The sequence below is a fragment of the Bradyrhizobium sp. RD5-C2 genome (assembly GCF_019972155.1).
Classification (GTDB): domain Bacteria; phylum Pseudomonadota; class Alphaproteobacteria; order Rhizobiales; family Xanthobacteraceae; genus Bradyrhizobium.
The window spans coordinates 793,509-807,535 of record NZ_BOVL01000019.1; the positions used below are offsets into that span (position 1 = coordinate 793,509).

Sequence of the window (14,027 nt, forward strand, 5' to 3'; positions counted from 1 at the left end):
CATGCGGTTTCTCTTCAAGACCGACTATGAAGACGACATCAGGTTGTTTCCGCATTCCGGCTATATCTATTCCTACGGCCTGCTGCTGGCGGTGTTGCTGATCGCGCCCCACGTGCTCTCAAGCTATCTGATGAGCCAGCTGGTCTTCGTCTGCATCTATGCGACCGTCGGCGTCGGGCTCTTGATCCTGACCGGCTTCACCGGACAGGCCTCGCTCGGCCATGCCGCGTTTCTGGCGATCGGTGCCTACACGGCGGCCTATCTGCAGCAATTCAACGTGCCGTTTCCGGTCTATTTCCTCGCGGCGGGGCTGTTGACCGGCGTAGTCGGTGCGCTGGTCGGATTTCCGGCGCTGCGGCTGCAGGGCATCTATCTGGTGATCGCCACGATTTCGTTTGCCTTCATCGTCGAGGAAATCCTCGCGCGCTGGGAAAGCGTGACTCGCGGCAATGAGGGCATGCGGGTCAAGACCATTCAGCTGCTTGGCACCACGGTGTCGCGCGACGGCCCGACCTTCTACTATCTGTGTCTCGCGGTGCTGGTGCTGACCATCGTCGGCACGCTCAACCTGCTGCGCTCGCCGACCGGGCGGGCCTTTGTCGCGATCCGCGACAGCGAGACCGCGGCGCGCAGCATGGGCATCAACGTCGCGCTCTACAAGGTGAAGTCGTTCGCGATCTCGGCGGCGATCACCGGCTTCGCCGGCGTGCTGTTCGCCCATAAGCTCTCCTTCATCTCGCCGGAGATGTTCACGCTACAGCTCTCGATCGAGTTCATCATCGTGATCCTGATCGGCGGCACCTTCAGCCTGCATGGCGCGGTGCTGGGTGCGATCTTCCTGGTCATGATCGATCCGTTCCTGACCTACCTGAAGGACGACATGCCCGGCGTGATCGCCGGCGTCGCCGCCACGCTCGGCGCCGGCACGGAACGCGCAGGCCACATCCAGGATGCGGTCGCGGCCTTCGCCTCCGCCAACGGGCTGAAGGGCGCGATCTACGGCGTCATCATCGTCGTGTTCGTGCTCTTTGAACCGCTCGGACTCTACGGCCGCTGGCTCAAGATCAAGCTCTTCTTCCAGCTGTTCCCGCTCTACAAGCGCGCGACCTTCAAGTGGCAGAAGATCTACGTGAAATCGGAGCGGAACCGATGAGCTATTTCCGCGCCGAGAACCTGTCCCTGCATTTCGGCGGCCTCAAGGCGGTCGATGCCGTCAGCTTCGCGGTCGAGAAGGGCGAGATTCTCTCGATCATCGGGCCCAACGGCGCCGGCAAGAGCTCGATCTTCAACCTGATTTCGCGGATCTATCCGCCGACCTCGGGAAGGATCTTCTTCGAGGATCAGGACATCACCCAGCAGCCGGCCTACGACATCGCCAAGCTCGGCATCGCGCGGACCTTCCAGAACATCGAGCTGTTCGAGAATGCCACTGTGCTGAGCAACCTCCTGGTCGGACGGCATCGCCATTCCACCACCCAGCTGTGGCAGGAGCTCTTGTTCCTGCCGAGCGTCCGCGCCGGCGAGAAGGCGCATCGCCGCCGGGTCGAGCAGGTGATCGAATTCCTCGATCTCGAACCGTATCGCGACAAGCTGATCTCGGGACTGCCTTACGGCGTGCGCAAGGTGATCGAGCTGGCGCGCGCGCTTTGCTCGGAACCGAAGCTGATCCTGCTCGACGAGCCGTCGTCCGGCCTCAACGTCGAGGAGACCGACGACATGTCGTTCTGGATCCGCGACATGAAGAGCGAGCTCGGCATCACGGTCTTGATGGTCGAGCACGACATGACGCTGGTCAACCGGGTCTCCGACCGCGTCATCGCGCTGAACTACGGCCGCGTGCTGGCGATGGGCTCGCCGTCCGAGGTGCAGCACCATCCCGACGTCGTCGCAGCATATCTCGGCGCATGAGGATGATGCCATGAGCGCAGCAGACATCATCCTGAAACTCTCCAACATCGAGAGCTATTACGGGCCGATCATGGCGATCCGCGGCATCAGCCTCGAGGTGCAGCGCGGCCGGATCGTGACGCTGCTCGGTGCCAACGGCGCCGGCAAGACCACGGTGCTGAAGACGATCTCCGGCATCCTCGATCCGCAGAAAGGGTCGATCGAATTCCTGGGCAAGCCGATCCAGCGCATGGAGGCCGACCGGATTGTGCGGCTCGGCCTCAGCCACGTGCCGGAGGGACGCGAGGTGTTTCCGTTCCTGTCGGTGCGTGAAAACCTGATGATGGGCGCCTTTCTGCGCAAGGACCGCGACGGTGTGGCGCAGGACCTCGAACGCGTCTACGGCTATTTTCCACGGCTGAAGGAGCGGCTCGGCCAGCCGGCCGGACAGCTTTCGGGCGGCGAGCAGCAGATGCTTGCGATCGGGCGGGCGCTGATGAACCGGCCGACCTTGCTGCTGCTGGACGAGCCGTCGCTTGGACTGTCGCCGATCCTGGTGAAGGAGATCTTCACCATCATCCGCCGTGTCAATGAGGAACAGGGCATGTCGATCCTGCTGGTCGAGCAGAATGCCAAGATTGCGCTGGAGACGGCGCATTACGGCTATGTACTGGAGATCGGCCGCGTCGTCATGAACGACACCTGCGAACGGCTGTTGAATTCGCCCGATATCCAGGAGTTCTACCTCGGCGCCAAGGAAGCCGGCGCGCGGGGCGAGCGGCGCTGGAAAAAGAAGAAGACGTGGCGCTGAGAGGTAAGGCTGCCGCAGACGAAGGTTGGCGTCGACTAAAGTTGGCCGAGGAAGGTTTGGCGCTGAGAGCGAGTTGGAGCTAGATTTCGGGCCTGCTTCGCGAACAAGACCGGCCTTCGAGCCGGCGGATGAGGCAAGCGGCAGAGGAGGGAGCGCGCATGGCAGGACCAGCGGTGCTGACGGTTGCCGACACGATCGCGAGGAGCTTTCTGCTCGCGGTGCAGACGCGTGGCGACCGGCCCGCGATCCGCGAGAAGAAGTTCGGCATCTGGCAACCGACCAGCTGGCGCGAATGGCTGCAGATCTCCAAGGACATCGCCTTCGGCCTGCATGCGACCGGCTTCCGCCCCGGCGACGTCGCCTCGATCATCGCCAACGCGGTGCCGGAATGGGTTTATGCCGACATGGGCATCCTGTGCGCCGGCGGCGTGTCCTCTGGCATCTATCCGACCGATTCGGCGGCGCAGGTCGAATACCTGGTCAATGATTCCCGGACGCGGGTGATGTTCGTTGAGGACGAGGAGCAGCTCGACAAGGTGCTGACCTGCCGGTCGCGCTGTCCGACGCTGGAAAAAATCGTCGTGTTCGACATGGAGGGCCTCTCCGGATTCTCCGATCCGATGGTGCTGTCGCTCGCCGAATTCACGGCGCTCGGCCGCAATCATGCGCGGGGCAATGATGCCTTGTGGGATGAGATGACCGGCAGCCGCACCGCCTCCGATCTCGCGATCCTGGTCTACACCTCAGGCACCACGGGCCCGCCCAAGGGCGCGATGCATTCCAACCGCAGCGTCACGCACCAGATGCGCCACGCCAACGATCTCTATCCTTCGACCGACAGCGAGGAGCGGCTGGTGTTCCTGCCGCTCTGCCATGTCGCCGAGCGGGTCGGTGGCTACTACATCTCGCTCGCGCTGGGTTCGGTGATGAATTTTGCCGAGAGCCCGGAGACGGTGCCGGATAATCTGCGCGAGGTGCAGCCGACTGCATTCCTTGCGGTGCCCAGGATCTGGGAGAAGTTCTATTCCGGCATCACCATCGCGCTGAAGGACGCGACCCCGTTCCAGAACTGGATGTACGCCCGCGCGCTTGCGATCGGCAATCGGATGACCGAGTGCAGGCTGGAGGGCGAGACGCCGCCGCTGTCGCTGCGGCTCGCCAACCGCGCCGCCTACTGGCTGGTGTTCCGCAACATCCGCCGCATGCTCGGGCTCGACCGCTGCCGGATCGCACTGACCGGCGCGGCGCCGATCTCGCCGGATCTGATCCGCTGGTATCTCGCGCTCGGCATCGACATGCGCGAGGTCTATGGCCAGACCGAGAATTGCGGCGTCGCGACCATGATGCCGGCGGAGCGCATCAAGCTCGGCTCGGTCGGCAAGGCCGCGCCCTGGGGCGAGGTCATGATCTGCCCGAAGGGCGAGATCCTGATCAAGGGCGACTTCCTGTTCATGGGCTATCTCAACCAACCGGAGAAGACTGCCGAGACGATCGACGCGAAAGGCTGGCTGCACACCGGCGACGTCGGTGCGATCGACAATGAAGGCTATGTGAAGATCACCGATCGGATGAAGGACATCATCATCACCTCCGGCGGCAAGAACATTACGCCGTCGGAGATCGAGAACCAGCTGAAATTCTCGCCTTACGTCTCCGATGCGGTCGTGATCGGCGACAAGCGGCCGTATCTCACCTGCCTGATCATGATCGATCAGGAGAATGTCGAGAAATACGCCCAGGACCAGGACATCCCCTTCACCAACTACGCGAGCCTGTGCCGTGCCCGCGAGATCCAGGACCTGATCCAGCGCGAGATCGAGGCGGTCAATATCAAGTTCGCGCGCGTCGAGACCATCAAGAGATTCTATTTGATCGAGCGCCAGCTCACGCCCGAAGACGAGGAGCTGACACCGACCATGAAGCTGAAGCGCAGTTTTGTGAACAAGCGCTACGCGGCCGAGATCGACGCCATGTATGGCGCGCGGGCGGTGGCGTAAGCGGAGGTATGGAATTGGCGAGGGAGCGAGCAGGCCCGACCCTTCGCCCAACATGGGCCATGTGAGGAGGAGACTGCAATGTCGAAATCGCTGAAGGCGCTGGGCCTTGCGGTGAGCGCTCTGGCGCTGACCTGTCTGCCGGCCGCAGCCCAGACCAAGGTCACCAATGAAGGCATCTCGCCGACCGAGATCGTGATCGGAACGCATCAAGACCTGTCCGGCCCGATCAAGGTCTGGGGCGTTCCGGTGTCCAACGGCATGAAGATGGCGGTTGAGGAAATCAACGCCAGCGGCGGCATCAACGGCCGCAAGATCAAGATGATCCTGGAGGACAACGGCTACGACCCGAAGAAGGCCGTGCTGGCCTCGCAGAAGATGGTCGAGCGCGACAAGGTCTTCGCCATGATCGGCCCGATGGGCTCGCCGACCGTGCTCGCCGCGCAGGACATCCTGTTCGATGCCGGCGTGCTGCAGTTGTTCCCGCTGACCGCCGCCGAATTTACCTTCAAGTTCGATCCCGCCAAGCCGCAGGAGCGGCTGAAGTTCAACAACCTGCTGCCCTATGTCGAGAGCACGCGCGCCGCGATCAAATACATGATGGAGTGGAAGAACTTCAAGAAGCCCTGCATCATGCACCAGGACGACGAGTACGGTAAGAACGTGCTCGACGGCTTCACCCAGCAGCTCGGCGCGATGAAGGTGCAACCCGCCTCGATCACGAGCTACAAGCGCGGCGCCTCCGACTTCTCGGCGCAGGTCGCCAAGATGAAGTCCGACGGCTGCGATCTCGTCGTGCTCGGCACCGTGATCCGCGAGACCATCGGCGCGATGAACGAGGCGAAGAAGCTCGGCTGGGACGTGACCTTCCTCGGCGCCACCCCGACCAACGTGCTCGAAGTGCCGGCGCTCGGCAAGGAAGCGGTCGAGGGCCTCTACGCCGCGTCGGGTTTCGAGATTCCCTACGAGGACACCGCCAAGGGCAAGGTGAAGGACTGGCTGGTCAACTACAAGAAGATGTTCAACAGCGAGGCCAACACGCAGGCGATCATCGGCTACAACGCGGTGATGACCTTCGCCTTCTACGCGCAAAAGGCGGGCAAGGATCTCACCGGCCAGAAGATGCTGGACGCGCTGGAGTCAGGCGACAAGTTCCTCGACATCTTCAGCTCGCCGCCGACCAAGTTCTCCAAGACCGATCATCTCGCCAACACCATCACCCAGGTGCAGCAGGTCAAGGGCGGCCGCTGGGTGCTGGTCAAGGACAATTTGATGTTCTGAGCGGTCTGGCACTCCGTCATTGCGAGCGTAGCGAAGCAATCCATAGCTCCGCGAAGGAAACGTGGATTGCTTCGTCGCTTCGCTTCTCGCAATGACGTTGTGGCAGCGGCTCATGCCATGATCGGCAGTCGAGCGCGTCAGTTCACTCCCGCGGCCGGCCACCACGCGGCCTCGGTGACGAGCGGAGCGTCGACATAACGGCTGACGCCGTTCTGGTCGATCACGAAGGTCGGCCGAAAACGCCTGATGTCGGCATCCTCGATCATCGCCATGCGGCGGTTGTCGAGCGTGAGCCAGTGGCCGTCGAGCCGCGCCGCGACCACGGCATGATCCTCGTCACCGAGCAGGTCATGCATGACGACGATGCGCAAATCTTCCGGCGCGACGCCGGCCTTGCCGAGCGCCACGAATTTCGCGATCGCATAATCCTCGCAATCGCCGCTGCCGCGGGCGAACGTGGCGAGCGGCGTGGCCCAGACGTCGGGCTCGCCATAAGTCGCGAGATCGCTGCCCGGGCGGATCGCCAGGTTGATCGCGCGGTTGATCTCGCCGAGACGGGCGCGGCCGCTGCGCGCGCGTCCGGCGTCGACGATTGCCAGGAACCGCAGCGCCTCCGGCGACGCACATTCCGCACGGTCGCTCTCGCAGGCTGCGAGCTGCACCAGTTCGTCGGCAAGCTGGCGCCGCACGCCGAGCCATTTGTCGCGCAGGCCGCCGTCGGCAAGCAGGCTGGTCGCTAGGCCGAACGGCTCGGTCGACTTTCTGAGGAGGGTCGCCGGGCCGGGCGAAAGCACCGAGGCGGCATTGAGCTCGGCGATCGGCGCGGCCAGCGCCAGGCCGAAGCCCAGCATGACGGCGCGCAGCGCAAGCGAACGAAGCGAGTTACCCATGTGACACCCCCTGTCCGCTCATCGACGGGTGGATACTGCACCGCGCACGCGACCGGATCGTTTCATGCCGGCAGCATGGCCAACGATCCCTTCGAATCGACTTAAGATGTGGGGAAACCGGACAGGAGGCTAAAGGGCGCGTGCGCCGGGTCCCGAAAACTTTACCGGTTTGTGAAACGGACCGGCGAACCTTTTTCCACCGCGAAACGCCTCACACTTGCTTTCTGGTTAACCCGGCCGGTCCGCGCGCGGGATAGCTGCGATTTGTAAGCCAAGTCACAGCTTTGGCCGGAAAATTGGGGTCAGATGCCCTCTCGGGGCCGCGGGGAAATAAAGGCAAGTAGAGAAATGCCAGTGAATACCACGAATACGTGGCTCAGTACCCATCTTGGTTTCAATCCCATCTCATGGTACCGTCAGGCGAGTCGGAAATACACGACTCATGTAAGAGTGAGCCAAGTCACACCCACTCAAACCGCGCAATCAGAGCACCTTGCGAAAGCACAGGATGGTTTCGCGAAGCTTTATCCGATGATATGCACGCGTAATCATTCGGATAATCTACCAATATTAACCTTCGTGCGGTGATCCGCAGTGAACTTTGTCGAGAAATTCGACGGCCATTTGCCGAACGTGGACGCTTATGCCCGCGGATCGGTGCATGTCGACAGCGTGTCCACGCACGCGCCGCCCGGCGCGATCACCGTCGACGACGGGCAATTGCTGTTCACCGGCGACTTCAAGCGGACCGGGCTCGATCTCGTCATCTCGAAGGACGACCGGGAACTCGTCCTGCGCGACTACTTCAAGGGCGAGAAACACGCCGCACTGGCGTCGCCTGAAGGTGCGCATCTCACCGGCGAGATCGTCAGCGCGCTCACCGGCCACACCCAATATGCCCAGGCCGGCGGCGTGGTGGAACCGGCAAAGGTCATCGGCCATGTCACCAAGCTGACGGGCAGCGCCACCGCGATCCGCAATGGTGTCGCTGTTGTCCTGAACCAGGGCGACAACGTCAACAAGGGTGACGTGGTGCAGTCCGGCAGTGACTCGACGCTCGGCATCACCTTCATCGACGGCACCGTGTTCGGTCTCGGACCGAATGCCAAGATGGTGCTGAACGAGATGATCTACGACCCGAACGGGTCGAGCAACTCGTCGCTGATGAGCCTCGTCTCGGGCACGATCTCGTTCGTTGCCGGCGCCACCGCCAAGCATGGCGACATGAAGGTCGATACGCCGGTCGCGACCATGGGCATCCGCGGCACCGCCGTGCTGGTCGAGATCGATTTCGACGTACAGGGCTCGGGTGGCGTGCCGCCGGCCAAATTCCAGGTGCTGGTCGAGCCCGACGGCACCACCGGCTCCTACATCCTGTTCGACAAGACGACGCTCAATCCGATCGCGACCGTCGATCAGGCCGGTACCCAGACCATCGTCAACGGCCAGGGCAGCGTCAGCTTCGTCTCGTCGGCGCAACTGTCGACCGATGCCCAGAAGCTGATCTCCGACGTCTTCGCGCTGAAGTTCACCGACAATTCGAATCCCAACACCAAGCTCACGACGAACTTCACGGACAGCGTCGTCCCGGTCACGTTCGGCCTGAAACTCGCGACCGGCGAGGCGATCGTGCCGATCAGCTTTCTGCTGGGGTTGACCAACAATCCCGCATCGCAGGCCGCGCCCATCAAGTCCGACCACATCGCCGGGCCGCCGCATGTCGTGACGCAGAATGCGGCGTTCACCGAGCAGACCGGACAGACCCATAGCGCGCTGCCCGACACGGTGACCGGCCAGATCACCTGGGTGGACGTCAATCTCGGCGACAAGCCGACTGCAACGATCAACTTCAGCACGTTCAGCTACCACGACGCCGGCGGCCACGACGTCACCTCGTCGCTGACGGCGGCGGAACAGGCGGCCATCGCGGCCGTCGAGGTCCCGGTGCTGCTCGACCCCAATCCGCTGAACAACAACATCGGTTCGGCGACCTGGACTTACAGCCTTGCTGACGGCGCCTTCGACTTCCTCGCCGCCGGCGAAACGCTGACGCTCACCTATATGGTGCGCGTCGATAACAACTACGCGCTGAGCAACGAGACCGCATTCAAGACCATCACCATCACGATCACCGGCACCAACGACACGCCGGTTGTTACGTCGGCGGCGCAGGTCGGTTCGATCACAGAATTGCCATGGACGACGAATTCCGCCGCGCCCGATACGGCGCACGGCACGGTGACGTTTACCGATGCGGATTTGACCGACACGCACACGGTCGCCATCACCGGCGTTACCGCGACCGGCTTCACTGGCGGAATTCCCAACCAGGCCACCTTGCTGAGCTGGCTGTCGCTGGGCGCGCTGACCGATTCGACCGACGGCATGACGGGATCGCGCTCCTGGACGTTCTCGGCCGCCGACAAGAGTTTCGATTATCTCGCCACCGGCGAGACGCTGACGCTGATCTACACGATCCAGATCGATGACCATCATGGCGGCGTCGTCACCGTCCCCGTCACGATCACGATCGTCGGCACCGACGACAGGCCGGTGATCACCTCGCCGACCCAGGCGGCGGCCATCACCGAGGCCGAAGGTGTAACCGGTTCGGTGAATCCGGATACCGCGTCCGGCACCGTGACCTTCACTGATGCCGATCTCAGCGACACCCACAGCATCACCGTGGCCGGTGTCACCGAAACGGGCGTGACCACCGGGCTGCCCGATCAGGCGACGATCCTGAGCTGGCTGTCGCTGGGCACGCTGAAGGATACGACCGGCGGCGTCAGCGGATCCAATGTCTGGACGTTCTCGGCCGCCGACAAGAATTTCGACTATCTGGCGGCTGGCGAGAAGCTGACGCTGACCTACCTGATCCAGGTCGACGACCACCATGGCGGCGTCGTCACCCAGCCCGTCACGATCACCATCACGGGCACCAACGACACCCCGACGTTCACATCGGAACCGTCGACCACCTCGGTCCCCGAGGCGATCGGCGAGACCGGCTCGACCAAGCCGGACGTCGCCCAAGGCGTGGTGGCGTTTGCCGATGTCGATCTCAGCGACGCTCATACGGTGTCCGTCACCGGCGTGGCGGAGTCCGGAACGACCACCGGCCTGCCTGAGGACGAGTCCACGGTCCTGAACTGGCTCTCGCTGGGCACGCTGACGGATTCGACCGGCCATGTGAATGGATCGCAAGCCTGGACCTTCTCGGTCGCGGACCAGAATTTCGACTATCTCGCCGTCGGCGAGTCGCTGACGCTGACCTACACAGTCAAGATCGACGACCATCATGGCGGCGTGATCAGCCAACCGGTGACGATCACCATCACCGGCGCCAACGACGCGCCGACCGTGACGTCGGCGCCGCAGTCCGCCACCATTCCCGAGCAGCCCGACACGACGGGTTCATCCAAGCCGGACGTCGCATCGGGCGTGGTGGGATTTGCCGATGTCGATCTCAGCGATACTCACGCCGTATCCATCACCGGCGTGGCCGAATCCGGGGCGACCGCCGGCCTGCCCGAGGACCAGTCCATGATCCTGACCTGGCTGTCGCTGGGCACGCTGACGGATTCGACCGGCCATGTGAACGGATCGCAGGCCTGGGCCTTCTCGGCCGCGGACCAGAATTTCGACTATCTCGCTGTCGGCGAGTCGCTGACGCTGACCTACACGATCCAGATCGACGACCATCACGGCGGCGTCATCACCGCGCCCGTGACGATCACCATCACCGGCGCCAACGACGCGCCGACGCTGGCCGATGTCAATGCCGGCCCGCTCACCGATACCGCTGCCAATGACACGTTCAGCCCGCTCACCGGCGCGCTGCACGGCCATGACGTCGACGATGGCGAGACCGCGACGCTGACCTATGCGGCCCTCAATTCGGACCACGTCGCGGTCAACTCGTCGATCGCGGGCCTCTACGGCTCGCTCACGGTCAACCCGGACGGAACCTACAGCTACGTTCCCGACGCTGCCGCGATCAATGCGCTGGCCAAGGGCAGCTATGCCGACACGTTCACCGTCGAGACCATCGATGCGCATGGCGCGACCGGGACTGCGACGCTGACGGTCGATGTCGTCGGCGCCAACGACGCGCCGGTGATCCACGCCGACAACATCAGTATCACCAACAATCCTGACGGGACCGAAACGATCTCCGGCCTGACCGTCACGGATGTCGATGCCGGCGCCAACGAGAACTTCACCCTGGCGGCCGCGACGAACCCCGGTTCGGGCAGCAGCGTCGCGCCGCCTGCGCTGCTCGGCCATCTCCCGGATATCAACACCGCGCTCGGGTCGCCGGGCCTCGTCTACAACCCGGGCGAGACCCCGCCGGCGACCGACAAGATCGCGCTCTCCGTGACCGACGGCAACGGCGCGAGCGATACGGTCAACCTGATCTTCAACGTCCAGCAAAATCCGTCTCAGCCGGTGACGCTGACGGGGACCGGCGACAAGGACGTGTTTTTCGGATCGGGCTCTCAGGACAAGTTCGTGTTTGCACCGAACTTCAATCACGACACGATCCTGAACTTTACGCCGGGCCAGGACCAGATCGACCTGTCCACGGTCGTCTCGACAAGCACCTTCAGCAGTTGGTTCGATCAGCATGTGGCAACGTCGCCGACCAATTCGGCGGATACGCTGATCACGGTCGACAGTGCAGACACGATCACGCTGCACAATGTCTCGAAGGCGAGTTTGCATCAGAGCGACTTCATCATTCATTATACGTGATGGGCGCGCCGGCCTCCAGAAAAGGCCGGCTGGATCCTGCATTGCGCAACGTCTGCTCGATTGGAACAAATCTCCGCGCGTGATATCCAGACGGTATGAGACGGCTGAAGGCGATACGAAGGTGGTTCGGACGGCGCTTCGGCTATGCGCGGCTGGCCTGCGTGGCGCTGTTGATCGGCTTTGCCGCGCTGCGGGTCGCGGACCCGGCTCCGGTGCAGGAGCTTCGCGTCAGGACGTTTGACACGTTCCAGGTGCTCGAACCTCGCCTGAAGACCGCGCGGCCCGTCACCATCGTCGATATCGACGAGAAGAGCCTCGCCGACCCCCGGCTCGGGCAATGGCCGTGGCCGCGGACGCGGCTCGCCGACATCGTCATCAACCTCACCCGGCTCGGCGCCGTGGTGATCGCGTTCGACGCGGTGTTCTCCGAGCCCGACCGCCTCAACCCCGATATCGCGGCCGATACGTTCAGCAGCCTCGATGAGGAGATGCGCGCCAGGCTGCGGCAGCTGCCGAGCAACGACAGCATCCTGGCCGACGCCATCAAGAATTCACGCGTGGTGCTCGGCGAATCCGGCGGCCCCAACGTGCGCGCCGACCTCAACGAAAAGCTGCCGGTCACCGGGCTTGCGATGCTCGGCGAGGAGCCGCAGCGCTTCATGTTCCAGTTTCCGGGATTGTTGCGCAACGTGCCGGTGCTCGAGGAGGCCGCGGCCGGGCGAGGCCTGTTCACGATCAGGCCGGAACGCGACGGCATCGTCAGGCGGGTGCCGATGATGATGGTCGCGCAAGGCATCACCATGCCTTCGCTGACCTTCGAAATGTTGCGGGTGGCGGGCGGCTCGGGCACCATCCTGATCAAGGCCGACAAGGCCGGCATTCAGAGCCTCGGTATCAAGGGCTTTGCGATCCCGACCGATCTCTATGGCCAACTCTGGATCCACTACGCGCGCCGTGATCCCTCGATCTACGTCTCGGCCGTCGATGTGCTGGATGGGCGGGTGCCGCCGGACCGGATCGCCGGCAAGCTGATCCTGATCGGCACATCCTCGGTCGGGCTCAACGACATCAAGACCACGCCGGTGACGCCGGCGATGCCCGGTGTCGAGGTTCACGCCCAGGTGCTGGAGAGCGCGCTGACTGGGGACGTGGTTTCGCAGCCGAACTACGGCATCGGCATCGAGTTCTTCGCGGCGCTGATCATGGGGCTCCTGGTCATCGCCTTCGCGCCGAAGTTCGGTCCGATCACGCTGGTCGTCGTCGGCGGGCTGTTTGCCTCGGTGCTGATCGGCACCTCCTGGTACTTCTACTCCCAGCACCGACTCCTGATCGATTTCACCTATCCGTTGATGTCGACCACGGCAATCTATCTCACCCTGATCTTCTCCGCCTTCGTGCGCGAACAGCAGCAGCGCCGGCAGATCAGGTCGCAATTCGTGCAGTACATGTCGCCCGCGCTGGTCGAGCAACTGGCGCAGGCGCCGGAACGGCTCGTGCTCGGCGGCGAAGAGCGCGAGATGACCATCATGTTCTCGGACATGCGCGGCTTCACCACGATCTCGGAAACCTACAAGCGCGATCCGCAGGGTCTCACGGCGCTGATGAACCGTTTCCTCACCCCGCTCACCAACGTGATTCTCGCCCGCAAGGGCTATATCGACAAATACATGGGCGACGCCATCATGGCGTTCTGGAATGCGCCGCTCGACGACAAGCAGCACCACCTCAACGCCTGCGAGGCCGCGCTCGACATGCTGGAGCGCGTCGACGAGCTCAACGAGACGCGCGAGGAGGAGGCCAAGGAAGGTGGCCACGTCTATGTGCCGCTCAACATCGGCGTCGGCCTCAACACCGGCACCTGCGTGGTCGGCAACATGGGGTCCGATCTCAAGTTCAATTATTCGGTGTTGGGCGACAGCGTCAATCTGGCCGCGCGCCTGGAGGGGCAGTCCAAGGAGTACGGCTTCCCGATCATCGTGGGATCGAAGACCGCGCTTGCGGTGAAGGAGAAGTTCGCGATCCTCGAACTCGACTTCATCATGGTGAAGGGCAAGAAGGAGCCCGAGGTGATCTATGCGATCGCCGGTCGCGAGGATGTGGCCGGTTCCGGCCGCTTCCAGCGGCTGCGCAACCTGACCATCGAGATGCTCGCCTGCTACCGCGGCCGCGACTGGGACGGCGCGCTCGCCGCGATCGAGCGCGGCCGCAAGACCGACGAGGCGCAGACGCTGCAATATCTCTACCGCCTCTACGAGGCGCGCATCCGAGCCTTCCAGAAGGAGCCGCCGCCGGACGATTGGGACGGCGCCTTTGCGTTGACGACGAAGTAAGTGGCACACATTCGATGTCGTCCCTGCTGACGACGAAATGGGCGCCACACGTTCGTCGTCGTCCCGGCGAAGGCCG

General features: G+C 63.4%; 8 protein-coding genes. 7 read left to right on the forward strand and 1 reads right to left on the reverse strand.

The annotated features are described in order from the left end of the window. Position 1: 1 nt before the first annotated feature. From BraRD5C2_RS24780 to BraRD5C2_RS24800, 5 genes are all read left to right on the forward strand, one after another. Positions 2-1,153, forward strand: a complete 1,152-nt coding sequence (locus BraRD5C2_RS24780) for a branched-chain amino acid ABC transporter permease (RefSeq protein WP_223972443.1) — start codon at positions 2-4, stop codon at positions 1,151-1,153. After that, a complete protein-coding gene (locus tag BraRD5C2_RS24785; RefSeq protein WP_223972445.1) occupies positions 1,150-1,908 on the forward strand; it encodes an ABC transporter ATP-binding protein in 759 nt (252 codons plus the stop codon). The genes BraRD5C2_RS24780 and BraRD5C2_RS24785 overlap by 4 nt, the downstream gene beginning before the upstream one ends. A gap of 10 nt (positions 1,909-1,918) precedes the next feature. Then, on the forward strand, positions 1,919-2,698 hold the full coding sequence (locus tag BraRD5C2_RS24790; protein WP_223972448.1) for an ABC transporter ATP-binding protein: 780 nt from the start codon (positions 1,919-1,921) through the stop codon (positions 2,696-2,698). A 158-nt stretch (positions 2,699-2,856) separates the two neighbouring features. Continuing rightward, a complete protein-coding gene (locus tag BraRD5C2_RS24795) occupies positions 2,857-4,695 on the forward strand; it encodes an AMP-dependent synthetase/ligase (protein WP_223972450.1) in 1,839 nt (612 codons plus the stop codon). A gap of 78 nt (positions 4,696-4,773) precedes the next feature. Beyond that, positions 4,774-5,973 (forward strand): ABC transporter substrate-binding protein, encoded by a 1,200-nt coding sequence (locus BraRD5C2_RS24800; protein WP_223972452.1) that lies wholly within the window; start codon positions 4,774-4,776, stop codon positions 5,971-5,973. A gap of 137 nt (positions 5,974-6,110) precedes the next feature. Here BraRD5C2_RS24800 and BraRD5C2_RS24805 read toward each other — a convergent pair whose 3' ends face one another. Continuing rightward, on the reverse strand, positions 6,111-6,863 hold the full coding sequence (locus BraRD5C2_RS24805) for a transglutaminase-like cysteine peptidase (protein ID WP_223972454.1): 753 nt from the start codon (positions 6,861-6,863) through the stop codon (positions 6,111-6,113). A gap of 594 nt (positions 6,864-7,457) precedes the next feature. Between BraRD5C2_RS24805 and BraRD5C2_RS24810 the strand changes: the two genes are divergently transcribed. Beyond that, positions 7,458-11,621 (forward strand): VCBS domain-containing protein, encoded by a 4,164-nt coding sequence (locus tag BraRD5C2_RS24810; protein WP_223972456.1) that lies wholly within the window; start codon positions 7,458-7,460, stop codon positions 11,619-11,621. Positions 11,622-11,716: 95 nt separating this feature from the next. Beyond that, positions 11,717-13,951 carry a CHASE2 domain-containing protein gene (locus BraRD5C2_RS24815; RefSeq protein WP_223972458.1) on the forward strand — a complete coding sequence of 745 codons (2,235 nt, stop codon included), beginning with the start codon at positions 11,717-11,719 and terminating at the stop codon, positions 13,949-13,951. Positions 13,952-14,027: the final 76 nt, after the last annotated feature.

What these genes read in the sequence shown, in the direction of transcription:
- BraRD5C2_RS24780 (WP_223972443.1), top strand. Translation starts at nt 2, where the DNA reads ATGCGGTTTCTCTTCAAGACCGACTATGAAGACGACATCAGGTTGTTT.
- BraRD5C2_RS24785 (WP_223972445.1), top strand. Translation starts at nt 1,150, where the DNA reads ATGAGCTATTTCCGCGCCGAGAACCTGTCCCTGCATTTCGGCGGCCTC.
- BraRD5C2_RS24790 (WP_223972448.1), top strand. Translation starts at nt 1,919, where the DNA reads ATGAGCGCAGCAGACATCATCCTGAAACTCTCCAACATCGAGAGCTAT.
- BraRD5C2_RS24795 (WP_223972450.1), top strand. Translation starts at nt 2,857, where the DNA reads ATGGCAGGACCAGCGGTGCTGACGGTTGCCGACACGATCGCGAGGAGC.
- BraRD5C2_RS24800 (WP_223972452.1), top strand. Translation starts at nt 4,774, where the DNA reads ATGTCGAAATCGCTGAAGGCGCTGGGCCTTGCGGTGAGCGCTCTGGCG.
- BraRD5C2_RS24805 (WP_223972454.1), bottom strand. Translation starts at nt 6,863, where the DNA reads ATGGGTAACTCGCTTCGTTCGCTTGCGCTGCGCGCCGTCATGCTGGGC.
- BraRD5C2_RS24815 (WP_223972458.1), top strand. Translation starts at nt 11,717, where the DNA reads ATGAGACGGCTGAAGGCGATACGAAGGTGGTTCGGACGGCGCTTCGGC.